At 62.2% G+C, this 13,291-nt stretch carries 9 protein-coding genes; 1 reads left to right on the top strand and 8 read right to left on the bottom strand.

Going from position 1 to position 13,291, the window contains the following annotated elements:
- Nucleotides 1–22: 22 nt before the first annotated feature.
- Nucleotides 23–2,578 (top strand): hybrid sensor histidine kinase/response regulator, encoded by a 2,556-nt coding sequence (locus E2K80_RS02355; protein ID WP_135372393.1) that lies wholly within the window; start codon nucleotides 23–25, stop codon nucleotides 2,576–2,578.
- Nucleotides 2,579–2,911: 333 nt separating this feature from the next.
- On the opposite strand, the gene E2K80_RS02360 is transcribed toward E2K80_RS02355, so the two are convergent.
- Genes E2K80_RS02360 through xdhA form a run of 8 tightly spaced genes read right to left on the bottom strand, consistent with a single transcriptional unit; the run spans nucleotide 2,912 to nucleotide 13,116 of the window.
- A complete protein-coding gene (locus E2K80_RS02360; protein WP_135372395.1) occupies nucleotides 2,912–3,991 on the bottom strand; it encodes a BMP family ABC transporter substrate-binding protein in 1,080 nt (359 codons plus the stop codon).
- Complete coding sequence (locus E2K80_RS02365) at nucleotides 3,988–4,755, bottom strand: ion transporter (RefSeq protein ID WP_238475630.1); 768 nt, start codon at nucleotides 4,753–4,755, stop codon at nucleotides 3,988–3,990. The genes E2K80_RS02360 and E2K80_RS02365 overlap by 4 nt, the downstream gene beginning before the upstream one ends.
- Nucleotides 4,756–4,763: 8 nt before the next feature.
- On the bottom strand, nucleotides 4,764–5,687 hold the full coding sequence (locus E2K80_RS02370) for an ABC transporter permease (protein ID WP_135376447.1): 924 nt from the start codon (nucleotides 5,685–5,687) through the stop codon (nucleotides 4,764–4,766).
- Nucleotides 5,687–6,775 (bottom strand): ABC transporter permease, encoded by a 1,089-nt coding sequence (locus tag E2K80_RS02375; RefSeq protein WP_135372399.1) that lies wholly within the window; start codon nucleotides 6,773–6,775, stop codon nucleotides 5,687–5,689. The genes E2K80_RS02370 and E2K80_RS02375 overlap by 1 nt, the downstream gene beginning before the upstream one ends.
- Nucleotides 6,772–8,325 carry an ABC transporter ATP-binding protein gene (locus E2K80_RS02380; protein ID WP_135372401.1) on the bottom strand — a complete coding sequence of 518 codons (1,554 nt, stop codon included), beginning with the start codon at nucleotides 8,323–8,325 and terminating at the stop codon, nucleotides 6,772–6,774. The genes E2K80_RS02375 and E2K80_RS02380 overlap by 4 nt, the downstream gene beginning before the upstream one ends.
- The gene (xdhC, locus tag E2K80_RS02385; protein ID WP_135372403.1) at nucleotides 8,322–9,263 is read right to left on the bottom strand and encodes a xanthine dehydrogenase accessory protein XdhC; all 942 of its coding nucleotides are present in this window, start codon (nucleotides 9,261–9,263) and stop codon (nucleotides 8,322–8,324) included. Before xdhC ends, E2K80_RS02380 begins: the two co-directional genes overlap by 4 nt.
- Nucleotides 9,260–11,713 carry a xanthine dehydrogenase molybdopterin binding subunit gene (locus tag E2K80_RS02390; protein ID WP_135372405.1) on the bottom strand — a complete coding sequence of 818 codons (2,454 nt, stop codon included), beginning with the start codon at nucleotides 11,711–11,713 and terminating at the stop codon, nucleotides 9,260–9,262. The genes xdhC and E2K80_RS02390 overlap by 4 nt, the downstream gene beginning before the upstream one ends.
- On the bottom strand, nucleotides 11,710–13,116 hold the full coding sequence (xdhA, locus tag E2K80_RS02395; protein ID WP_135372407.1) for a xanthine dehydrogenase small subunit: 1,407 nt from the start codon (nucleotides 13,114–13,116) through the stop codon (nucleotides 11,710–11,712). The genes E2K80_RS02390 and xdhA overlap by 4 nt, the downstream gene beginning before the upstream one ends.
- Between the last annotated feature and the right edge of the window lie 175 nt (nucleotides 13,117–13,291).

Below are 13,291 nucleotides of genomic sequence, written 5' to 3' on the forward strand. Positions count from 1 at the left end.
TAGCAACGCAGCGGACCAAGGCATGACTGGCAAAAGATTCGTTGTTCTGATTGCGACCGGCCTGCTGATGATGTGGTTCGGGATCCTTGGGATCAATGTTCTGCTTGAACTGCGCTATCTGTCCACTGCCAGCAATGACAATATGCAGTGGACGATCCTGCAGGTGGAAACCGAGATTGCCAACCTGAACGCTGTTCTGTCCGATCAGATTGCTGCCGAACAGCCCGATATCGGGGTTGTGCGGCTGAGGGCCGATATCGCTCTCAGCCGTGTGGCGCTGATCGACAGTGGACGTACGGGCCAAGCCTTTGTCGAAGACCCTGAAACCGCACGTCTGCGACAGGGGCTTGAGGTTTTTTCGGACCGCGCCATCGAGATACTGGACAATTCCGGGGAACTGGGGCGCACGCAACTGCTTGAACTGCGGGCGCTGACCCATGAAATCCGGCCCGATGTCAGGCAATTGGCGCTTTTGGGGCTGGAACGTGGTGTCGAACGCTCGGAAGCGCAGCGGGAAGAATTTGCGCGGCAATTGCGGCTGACCGGGATAAGCGCCATCGCACTGATCATCGGGTTGACGGTTCTGCTGCTGATCCTTGACCGGATGCTGGCCCGGGCGCGTGAACGCGATGCCCAGCTTCTTGCCTCCAGCGACCGGCTTACCTCAACCGTGGCGGCATCGCTTGATGCGATTGTCACCTCCAATGAACAGGGTGAGATCGTCGATTTCAATGCTTCGGCGGAAACCATCTTTGGCTGGTCCCGGGCGGATATTCTGGGCCAGAAGATGGAGGATACCATCGTCCCCCATCGCTATCGCGCCGCCCATGCCGCCGGGATGGAGCGGTATCTGACAACCGGCACGCCCAGGGTTGTCGATGGCGGGCGGGTGGAGTTGAGCGGGCTTCGCAAATCCGGCGAGGAATTTCCGATCGAATTGAACATCACCTCGGCGCAGGGCAATCACGGGGAGCTGTTCATCGCCTATCTGCGCGATATCAGCGACCGCAAGATCGCCGAGCAGAAGCTGATTGATGCGCGCGACCGGGCGGAACGGATGGACCGGGCGAAATCCCAGTTTCTGGCGGTGATGAGCCATGAAATGCGGACACCGCTGAACGGTATCCTGGGCGTTCTTGACCTGATGCGCACCACTGATCTGACCTCCCGGCAGGAACGGTATGTCCGCGTTGCATCCGCGTCGGGCGAGATCTTGCTGGAACATGTCAATGAGGCGCTGGATATCACCCGGATCGAAATCGGTACGATGAAACTGGCCCCCAGCCCCTTTAATCTGGATGTGGTGGTGCAATCCATCGTGGATGTGTTGACCCCGCTGGCGCATGAGAAAAACCTGAGCCTCAATCTGCAATTCGACCCGGGCATGGCCCGCCCGTTTCTGGCCGATGGCGGGCGGATCGGGCAGATTCTGACCAATCTGATCGGCAATGCGATCAAGTTCACCAATAGCGGGAGCATCACGGTGGCGGTTGGCGGGGTCCATGGGGCGGATATGACCGCGGCGTCGATCTCGGTCACGGATACGGGTGCGGGTATTCCACCGGAGTCGCTTGAGGATATTTTCGAGGATTTTGTCGCGCTGACCCATGCGGAGGGGCGGCAGTCGCGCGGAGACGGGCTGGGCCTGTCGATCTCGCGCAAAATCGCGCGTCTGATGGGCGGGGATCTGACCGTGCAAAGCGTGGTGGGGCAGGGCAGCAGCTTTACCCTGTCCCTGTCGCTGGAAAGATCGACAGCGGAAGATATTCAGGCCACCCATGATGATGGAACCGGCGGGGTCATCATTGATCCACCCTCGGCGCAGCAGGTTCTGATTGTCGAGGATAATGCGATCAACCGCTCGGTGCTGAGGGATATGCTGGAAGGGCTTGGGCATAAGGTGACCGAGGCCTGCGACGGCGCCGAAGGGGTGGAGGCGGCCCAGAAACGGCGCGTCGATCTGATCATCATGGATATCAACATGCCGGTCATGGACGGGATCGAGGCCGTGCGCCGGATACGGGAAATGGCAGGCCCGAACCAGCGGACCTATGTCCTGGGGCTGACCGCTCATGGCCGCGAGGAATACCTTGCCAAGGCCGAAGCGGCGGGGATGGACGGGTTTTGCACCAAACCCATTCGCCTTTATGCGTTGCAGGATATCCTTGCGGGGATTGGCGGGGCAGAAGCCTCTTCTGCCGGTGACATTGTGGCGGATTCCGAGCAGATAGACAGCGCCACGCTGACGGAACTTGTCGGTGCATTGGGGGCCGAGAAAACAACCGCGACGGTGGACCGGTTCTTTGAAGAGCTTGAGACAACGCTTGCGCGACTGGTCGGGCTGACCGTGGGCGCGGATGCCGAGGATATCTCGGCCGAGACCCATAAACTGCGGGGCTCGGCCGCCCTTCTTGGGCTGACCGCCCTTGTTGCAGAGGTTGATCTGATCGCCGCGGCCAGCAAACAGGGTGTGGCCCCGGCCTATGCCGACGGGATCGAATCCCTCCGACAGATGGCCGCAGAAAGCCGTGATCTGATCAGACAAAAGATTGCGAACATCGCTCAGGCAGACCTGTAGGGGCGGGGGGTATGGGCTTATTTCCCCCTGGAATCCATGCCCAGCATTCTTGTGGGCCATAAGGCGGAACAGATGGAAAAGGCAACCGTTATGGACATTGTCCCCAGGTGGGCCAGTCGGGTTGCGTAGAGTGAACTTACCAAAATGAGAGCAGAGGGCAGAGCCCGAACCGAGGGGCAGGAAGCAAAGCGCCCGCCCCGTGGGGGCGGCTCAGACGCTGCCCGGCGGTGCCGCCGGGCGGGCGGATGCGGCCCTCAGGTCCCACGATACCAAAATACCGTCAGTCCGAGACAGGCACCAAACCAATGTTGATGCCTGCCCCATTTACGTGCCTCAGTTCGGGATGTCGCCGGTGATGCCTTCAATGTAGAAATCCATACCCGCCAATGTGCCATCATCGGCCGTTTCACCCTCGGCCAGCCAGGCGCTGCCATCCTGCCGGTTCAGCGGGCCGGTGAAGGCATGGTAACTGCCATCAGCAATCGAATCCGCCAGCGCCTGGGCTGAAACGCGGACCTCTTCGGGGATGGCATCGGACATCTCGCCCAGTTCAACCATGCCCGCGCCGATCCCGTCCCAGGTATCGGCCTGTTCCCAGGTGCCGTCCATCACCGCCTGTGTCCGGGCGATATAATAGGGCGCCCAGTTGTCGATGATCGAGGCGACACGGGGAAACGGGGCAAACTGCTCCATATCCGAGGCCTGACCAAAGGCCACGGCGCCTGCTTCGGCCGCCACGGTCATCGGCGCGGTCGAATCCGTGTGCTGCATGATCACATCGGCGCCCTGATCAATCAGCGCCTGGGCGGCATCGGCCTCTTGCGCGGGGTCAAACCATGTATAGACCCAGACCACACGAAACTCGACATCCGGGTTCACCGCATGGGCATGGTGATAGGCCGAATTGATGCCCCGGATCACTTCGGGGATAGGGTAGGAGGCGATATAGCCGACGATATTCGATTCAGTCATCTGGCCCGCGATATGGCCGATCACCGCGCGGCCTTCATAGAACCGCGCAGAATAGGTCGAGACATTCGGGTGATCGCGCCGATAGCCGGTGGCATGTTCGAAATACACCTCCGGGAACTGTTCGGCCACTGCATTGGTCGGGTCCATATAGCCGAAAGAGGTGGTGAAGATCAGATCGGCGCCGCTTAGCACCATCTGCGTCATCACCCGTTCCGCATCGGCCCCTTCGGGCACGTTTTCCACATAGGTGGTTTCAACCGCGTCACCGAAATGCGCCTCGACCGCCAGACGCGACTGATCATGTTCATAGGTCCAGCCCAGATCGCCGATCGACCCGACATAGACAAAGCCAACCTGCAATGGGTCATCCTGAGCCATCGCGGGGGCTGCCAGCCCAAGACACAGCGCAGCGCTGGCCAGATATTTCAGTGTCAGATTCATTTTTTAATCTCCTTGTTGGACATGTTTTTCGTATTTGATCCGGGCGGTGATTCTACTCCGAACTTATCCGCTTCCAGAAGGGCGGTTGTGATAATCGCTGCCGGACCGGCCACAATGCCCAAACCGATGAACAGCATCAGTGTGGTGAAAAGCCGCCCGCCAAGCGTGATCGGCACCAGATCGCCATACCCCACCGTGGTCAGGGACGCGACTGCCCACCACAGCGACATCGGGATCGAGGTGAAGGCCTCGGGCTGGACCGGGTGTTCGAAAACATAAATCCCCACCGCCGAGACATAAAGCATCATCGCGGCCAGCGCGCCAAAGACGGTCAATTCGCCCCTGACCGCCCGAAAGGCCCGCGACATCCGGTCGAGCGCAAGCGAGGTGTGGAAGAGTTTCAGCAGACGGATCAACCGCAGCAGGCGCAGAATCCGCACCGCCGTCCATTGCGGTTGCAACAGCGCCAGAAGCGGCAGGATCGCAAGCAGGTCGATCAGCCCCCAGAAGCTGAAGATGTAGCGCAGAGGGCGCGGTGAACAGATCACCCGGGTCAGATATTCCAGCGCGAAGACAAGCAGCACGGTGATTTCGAACCAGCCGAGAAAATCCTGTGCCCGGTCCGGCAGGTCCGGCATGGTCTCCACCGCGATTGCGATCGCCGACAGCAGGATCAGCCCGTTCAGCGCAAAGGTCACCGATCGACCATTGCGTGGATGTCTCCCGTCGAGCAGCTGGATGATCCCGGCGCGGCGCATGACCATGACCCCTTTTAACCGCTTGCATGGAATACCTTGCCAAGTGCTGCGGGCGCGTTCAATGCAGCACGTCCCCTGTCTGAGGAAATAATGACCAGAACAAGGATTGTCACCAGATAGGGAGACATATCCAGAACCATGACCGGGATGTTGATCTCGGCCGCCTGCAGGCGCAGTTGCAGGGCGGCAATCCCGCCAAACAGATATGCCCCGATCAGGGCGCGCCAGGGTTTCCAGCTTGCAAAAACCACGATGGCCAGGGCAATCCAGCCTGCGCCCGCGGTCATGCCTTCGGTCCAGCTTGGCACCCGGACAAGGGACAGATAGGCGCCCCCAAGCCCGGCACAGGCCCCGCCGAACAGGATGATATAGATGCGGATGCGGATGACCTTATAGCCAAGCGCATGGGCCGCTTCATGGCTTTCGCCCACCGCGCGCAGGATCAGGCCCATACGTGTATGCCGCAGCATGTACCAGGTGCCCGCGACCAGCAAAACCGACAGGTAGACAATCAGATCATGGCCGAAAAGGATCGGCCCGATCACGGGGATGTCGCGCAGGGCTGCGGGGAAAAGATCGGCGGTCAGGGGCGGGTTGATGCCGGAATAGGCCTCGCCCATCAAGGAAGACAGGCCCAGACCGAACAGCGTCAGCGCCAGCCCGGTCGCCACCTGATTGGACAACAGATACTGGGTCAGAAGCGCGAAGATCAGCGACAGAACCGCGCCCCCGAACGCCCCGGCCACAAAGCCCAGCCAGGGCGACCCGGTATTGACCGCGATGATGAAGCCCGAGATCGCACCGACAATCATCATCCCTTCAACGCCCAGGTTCAGGACGCCGGATTTCTCCACCACAAGCTCGCCGATTGCGGCCAGCAGGATCGGGGTCGAGGCCCCGATAAGCGCGACAATCAGGCTGACCGGATCAATACCCATCATGAGGTCACCTCTGCGCGTTTCAGCCGGATCCGGTAATTCGACAGGACATCCAGCGCCAGCAGGAAGAACAACAACATCCCCTGAAACGCCTGAATGGCCGAGGCGGGCAGGCCCAGCATCAGTTGCGCAAGTTCGCCACCGATATAGGTCAGCGCCATCAGCAACCCGGCCAGCAGAATGCCCACCGGGTGCAACCGGCCCAGAAACGCGACGATGATTGCGGTGAACCCATAGCCGACATTGAAATCAATGCTGATCTGCCCGGCCGGGCCTGCGGCCTCGAACAGGCCCGCCATGCCCGCCAACGCGCCCGAGGCACCCAGACACACCACAATCAACCGGGTCGGGTTCACACCTGCAAACCGTGCGGCGCGCGGCGCCTGACCAGCCAGCTTGATCTGATAGCCAAGCAGGTGACGGTTAAAAAGCACATAGGCAAAGATCACCGCGACAAAGGCCGCGACCACCCCCCAATGCATGCCGGTGCCGGCAATCAGTTCCGGGTTTTCGGTGCCCGGATGCTGGCTCAGATTGCGCGAGCCGGGAAAACCATGCCCGTCCGGGTTGCGCAGAAAACCGGTGGCCGCAGAGGCGAGAATGGCCTCGGCCACATAGACCAGCAAAAGCGACACCAGTATCTCATTGGTCCGAAACCGGGTGCGCAATATCGCCGGGATCATCGCCCAGGCCCAGCCCCCAAGCGCGCCCGCGATCACCATCCCCGGCAGGATCAGCAGGTTTTCCGACGGGTAAAGGGCCAGCCCGAACCCGGCCCCGCATATCGCGCCGATGATATATTGCCCCTCGGCGCCGATATTCCAGATGCCTGCCCGAAACCCAAGCGACAGGCCGATCGCGATCAGGATCAGCGGCCCGGCCTTCACCAGAATCTGCGGGCGCGAGAATGCGGCAAACCGGTCATCGAACAGCGGGTCCAGAAAGATGATCCGAATGGCCTCCACCGGGTCCTGGCCCAGAACGGCAAACATGATCCCGCCAGCGATCATTGTCAGGATCACGGCGACAATCGGCGTCGCCACGATCCAGACGCGAGACGGGGTGGGGCGCTTTTCAAGCCGGATCATGGGGTTGCCTCCGGCGTCACATGTTCCGGCAGGGCCTCTGGCGCGATATCATGCATGTCATGGGCCCCGCCCAGCATCAGCCCGATTTCCTCCATGCTCAACCCGCGCGCGGGCCGGGGGGCTGAAAGCCGCCCCTCGTTCAGCGCGCAGAACCGGTCGGAAATTTCCAGCAATTCATCGAGATCCTGACTGATGCAGATCACCGCCGCCCCGCCATGGGCGAGGTTCAGAAGCGCCTGCCGGATATCGGCGGCAGCACTGGCATCCACCCCCCAGGTCGGCTGGTTCACAACCAGCACGCGCGGGGTCTGCAAAATCTCCCGCCCGATGACGAATTTCTGCAAATTCCCGCCTGACAGCGCCCGGGCCGCCACATGGGTGCCCGGTGTGCGGACATCAAATTCCGCGATCACCGTTTCGGCGAATCCGGTGGCGCCGGGCCAGTTCAGAAACCCGTTCCGGTCCAGCCCTTGTCGCAGCCGCGCGGTCAGAACCGCGTTTTCGGTCAGGCTCATATCCGGGGCCGCCGCATGGCCCAGCCGTTCCTCGGGCGCGCAAAGCAGGCCCAGAACGCGCCGTTCATTCGGGCCCAGATCGCCCACCGGCGCGCCTTCGAACAGGATCGCCCCGGGTCGTGAGCGTGCCTCCCCCGACAGGGCGGCCAGCAATTCATCCTGCCCGTTGCCCGCCACCCCGCCGATGCCCAGAACCTCGCCTGCGCGCAATTCCAGCCCAATATGGCGCAAGGGGGTGCCGAACGGCGTGGCCGGGTCCAGCGAAAGCCCCGCCACTTCCAGCAGAACCGCACCCGGTTCCGTGGCTTCCCGTGCCGGTGCGGCCAGCGATTTGCCCACCATCAACTCGGCCATATGCGCGGCAGAGACCTCGCGCGGGGTGCATTCGGCCACCACCTTGCCAAGCCGCAACACCGTGGCTTCGTCACAGAGCGCACGGATTTCCTCAAGCTTGTGAGAGATATAGAGAATGGCCGTGCCCTCGGCGCTGAGCTTGCGCAGGGTGTGGAACAGAATCTCCACCTCCTGCGGGGTCAGAACGCTGGTCGGCTCATCCATGATCAGCAGTTTGGGGTCCTGCAACAGACAGCGGATGATCTCCACCCGCTGACGTTCTCCCGCGCTCAGATCTCCCACCAGACGGTCCGGGTCCAGCGGCAGGCCATAGGTCTCGGACACCTCGCGGATCTGCGCCGCCAGATCGCGCGGGCGGGGCGGGTTTTCCATGCCAAGGGCAATGTTTTCGGCCACATTCAGCGCTTCAAACAGCGAGAAATGCTGAAACACCATGGCCACGCCTGCGGCGCGCGCGGCGCGTGGTTCCGCCGGGGTATAGGGCGCGCCCATCAGCGTCATCGCCCCGGCATCCGGGCGCACCAGCCCATAGATCATCTTGACCAATGTGGATTTTCCGGCACCGTTCTCGCCCAGCAGCGCATGCACCTCACCGGGCTGTATCTGAAAGGAAACGGCTGCGTTGGCCACCACGCCCGGATAGGCTTTGGTCAGCCCGTCAATGGTCAAAAGCGCGGTCACGCACGCATTCCTGTCCGCAGGGACTCTGTCGCTGAATCATTGAGCATCTGCCTTGAAAGTAGGTCTGCGGCCACCCCCACGGCAATGGTTTGTGGGTGTTTGCCAAGATGCGGGGCCCCGATCGGGCAGGTAATGCGCGAAATTTGGGCATCTTCGTGCCGCAGATCGCGCAATCGGGAGCGGAACCGCATCTTCTTGGTGGCAGAGCCGATCAACCCGCAGCTCTGGAAGGGCTGGCCAAGGACGGTATGGCAAAGGGCGAAATCCATTTCGTGATCATAGGTCATGATCAGATGATGCGCCGCGGCTGGCGCATGTCGCATCGCCAGTTCGGGTTTCGCGGCGGGCAGCGCCGTCACCCTGTCGGGCAGCGGGTCCGGGAAGCGCCCGGGGGTGGTATCGACCCAGGTGATGGCAAAATCCGGGAGGGGGGCCATGATATCGACCACGGCGCGCCCCACATGGCCCGCGCCATATATCCAAAGCGATTGGCGCGGCTGGGCCAGGGGTTCGATGAACCAATCCGCGATATGAAGCGGCGCTTCGACGCCCCGGGCGATGGCACGGGTCACTGCGTCAGGCCGGCCAGAATGGGCCATGACCGGATGGGCATGGGGGAACTTTTCGGGCAGATGGTCGGGCATGAACCGCTCAAAGGACAGGGTCACCGCGCCGCCGCAACATTGGCCCAGCGCCGGGCCAAGCGCGAAGGTTCTGGCGGAATGCGTGATCTCACGGTCGAGGTTTTTGCGCGCCATGGCGGCGGCATCGAATTCCAGCCGACCCCCGCCGATAGTGCCCGATTGCCCGCCGGGCCAGACCAGCATCGCGGTCCCCACATCGCGCGGGGTGGAGCCCTTTACGGCGACGATCACAACGCGGCACACGGCACCATGCGCCGCAACAGCGCGTTGCAAGCCTGTCAGGTCAAAGCTCATGCCCGCGCCCTTCCGACGGCGCGCAACACCTCTTCCGCCGTCGCGGGCGCCTGCAAATCGGGATAGCCGGGTCCGCAAGCCGCGCAGGCCTGCGACAGGGCCGCCAATACGGAAATTCCCAGCATCAGCGGCGGTTCCCCCACGGCTTTGGAGCGGTAAATCGTTTCTTCCCGGTTCGGTGCGTCCCAAAGCGCGACATTGAATATATCGGGCCGGTCCGAACAGGCCGGGATCTTGTAGGTGGAAGGCGCATGGGTTTTCAGCGCGCCCCTTGCATCCCAGACCAGCTCTTCCGTGGTCAGCCAGCCTGCGCCCTGCACAAACCCGCCCTCGATCTGGCCGATATCCAGCGCCGGGTTCAGGGACGCCCCCGCATCATGCAGGATATCGGTGCGCAAAATCCGGTTCTCTCCGGTCAGGGTGTCAATCACCACCTCTGAACAGGCCACACCATAGGCGAAATAGAAAAACGGCCGCCCATGCCCGGCGATCCGGTCCCAGTCCAGCCCCGGTGTTTTGTAAAATCCGGTCGCGCTCAACGAAACGCGCGCCATATAAGTTTTTTCCACCGCCTGTTCGAATGGCATCGAGGCCGCGCCCGCGCGCACCATCCCGCCTTCAAACACCACCGCTTCAGGCACGGCCTGCAATTCTGCGGCCACAACCCCGGCAATCCGGCCCTTGATCTCCTCACAGGCCACCTGCACCGCCATCCCGTTCAGATCGGTCCCCGATGACGCCGCCGTGGCCGAGGTGTTCGGCACCTTGCCCGTATCCGTGGCGGTGATCTTCACCTGATCCACAGGCACCCCGAACGCGGCTGCCGCCACCTGCGCCACTTTCTGGAACAGGCCCTGACCCATCTCGGTCCCGCCATGGTTCAGGTGGATTGATCCATCCTGATACAGATGCACAAGCGCGCCCGCCTGATTCAGATGGGTGAGCGTGAAGGAAATCCCGAATTTCACCGGCGTCAGGGCGATCCCCTTTTTCAACAGCGGTTCCCGTGCGTTCCAATCCGCCACCGCTGCCTGCCTTGCCGCATAATCACAGCGCTCGCTCAGGACATCGGTCATCTCATGAAGAATGAAATCCTCCACCTCCATCCCATAGGGCGTGGTATTCTCCCCCCTGCCGGACACTGGCGAATGGGCCCCGCCAAATTGGACCCCGCCAAATCGCCGCGCCCCGCCTGACCCGCTTTCAAGCTTCACCGATCCGCGCCCGGCGAGGTCATCGCTGTCCAGCCCCTTCCCCTTCTTTATCTCGAAAATACTTCCGCCGGAGGCCTCGGCCCCCTCCGCATCCGCCGCGCGGTAATAATTGACCCGCCGCACCTCCAGCGGGTCGCGGCCCAGGGTATGGGCGATATGGTCCATGACCCGTTCAATCCCCAGCATTCCCTGCGGTCCGCCAAAGCCGCGAAAGGCGGTGGCGCTCTGGGTGTTGGTCCGCAACCGGTGCGAGGTGATCCGGCAGGCAGGCAGCAGATAGGCATTATCCGCATGCAGCATCGCCCGGTCCGCCACCGGCAGGCTCAAATCCATCGACCAGCCGCAGCGCGCATATTGGGTGAAATCGACGCCTGCGATCCGGCCCCGGTCATCAAACCCCACGCGGTAGGAGATTCGGAAATCATGCCGTTTGCCGGTGATCAGAAAATCATCATCCCGGTCATAGCGCATCTTGCAGGGCCGCCCGGTACGTGCGGCGGCCAGGGCGCAGGCAATCGCCAGATGGTTGCCCTGGCTTTCCTTGCCGCCAAACCCGCCTCCCATGCGCCGCAGCTCGACCCGCACCCCGTGCTGGGGCAGGCCAAGCGCATGGGCGACCTTGTGCTGTATTTCGCTTGGATGCTGGGAGGAGGAATGGACAAGCATATCGCCCCCCTCCTGGGGCAGGGTCAGGGCGGCCTGTCCTTCAAGATAGAAATGTTCCTGCCCGCCAATCTCGATCTGGCCGTCCAGATGATGTGGGGCTGCGGGTATGGCGGCCTCCACATCGCCCTTGCTGTAAATCCGCGGACCATCTTCAAAGATCGTGCCTGCGGCCAAAGCCTCCTCAATCGTCAGGACCGGCGGGGCCTCATCATAGGATATCTCTGCCAAAGCGGCGGCTTTTCGGGCGGCCAGATGGCTTTCTGCCAGCACCAGAAACAGGGGCTGACCCAGATAATGGACCTGCCCGTCGCTCAGCAAAGGCTCATCATGGGCTGAAGGGGAGCAATCGGGTATCTCCTCAAAATCCGCGCCCGACAGAACCGCAACCACACCCGGCGTGGCGCGCACCGCTGTCAAATCCATTGCGGTCACGGTTCCGGCGGCAATGGAACTGATCCCGAAGGCCAGATGCAGGCAGCCCGCAGGGGTCGGGATGTCATCCACATAGCGCGCGGCGCCGGTGACATGCAGGGCGGCGGCGTCATGGGGCAGGGGGCGGGCCACACTCATGGCGCGACCTCCAGCACATTCGCGGCCACGCCCTGATCCTCATGGAAATAGCGCAGCAACATGTTCTGCGCCGCCGCCATACGATAGTGGGCGGAGGCACGCATATCACTCATCGGGTCATAATCGGCCTCGAACCCGGCCATCGCGGTCTGCACGCTGGCTTCTGTCCAGGGCTGTCCGATCAAACCGGCCTCTACGGTCGGGGCGCGTTTCGGGGTGCCCGCCATGCCGCCAAAGGCGATCCGCGCGGTCTGCACGATATTATCTTCTGCAAGAATATAAAAGCAGCCGCAGACCGCCGAGATATCCTGATCAAACCGTTTGCTCAGCTTGTAGCAGCGCAGGCGGTCCGGCTGCACCGGCACCGATACGGCTTCCACAAACTCGCCGGGCTTCCGATCCTGCTTGCCATAGGCGATGAAGAAATCCTCCAACGGGATGTCTCGGCGTTTCTCCCCCTGTCTGAGGTGCAGGGTTGCCCCAAGCGCGATCAGGGCTGGCGGGCTGTCCCCGATGGGGGAGCCATTGGCGATATTTCCGCCCACCGTCGCCGCATTGCGCACCTGAACCGAGCCGTAGCGGCGGATCATCTCGGCAAAGCCCGGATGCCGGTCGGCAATCGCCTCGCCCAGTGCTGTCAGGCTGGTCATGGCGCCGATGTGAATTGTGTTTGCGTCAGACGTGACCCCGCGCAGGTCCGCGCATTGGTTCAGAAAGGCCACCGGGTGCAGATCGCGCAACTGTTTGGTCACCCAGAGACCCACATCGGTTGCGCCGGCAATCAGCGTGGCTTCCGGGTTGTTTACATACCACCCGGCCAGTTCATCGGCAGAGCGGGGCATGAAAGGCGTCTGATCCTGCGCCACGGGTGCAGGATCACCCGGCGCGCCGTCCAGCGCCCAAAGATCCAACGCCTCCGCATCCTCCATCATCCAACCCGGCACGGGCGCCTCTGCTGCGGCGTCTGCCGCGCGCACAATCGGCGCATACCCTGTGCAGCGGCACAGGTTTCCGGCCAGGTGATCATCGAAATCCTGCCGTCCGTTCAGATGCGCCACCGCCATCGAGACAACAAAACCCGGTGTGCAGAACCCGCATTGGGAGCCGTGATGCGCCACCATCGCGGTCTGAACCGGGTGCAACTGCCCCTCGGGCCCTGCGATCCCTTCCACGGTGCGCACGGCGCAGCCTTCCAGTTGCGGCAGAAACAGAATGCAGGCGTTCAGCGCCTTTGCGCCCTCACCATCCTGCACCATCACCGTGCAGGCGCCGCAATCCCCTTCGTTGCATCCCTCTTTGGTTCCGGTCAGTCCGCGATATTCCCGCAGCCAATCCAGCAAGGTTGTGGTCGCGGAGGCGTCAACCTCCACCGGGTCTCCATTCAAAAGAAACCGAATGCCCATGCCATATGCCTGCCGCGTTACCTTTTATACGGGTGGTCTCCGTCCTTCGATGCGGCGTAGAAGGCGGCCCGTTTCCCTGTTGACCATTGGGTAGAAAAGCCGGGAACACAGCATATTGCAAGCTTTCAGATATTCGTCGCTGCACAGAGGGCGGGCAAATGCCCGCGCTTTGGGC

The sequence above is a fragment of the Rhodophyticola sp. CCM32 genome (genome assembly GCF_004751985.1).
Taxonomy (GTDB): domain Bacteria; phylum Pseudomonadota; class Alphaproteobacteria; order Rhodobacterales; family Rhodobacteraceae; genus Rhodophyticola.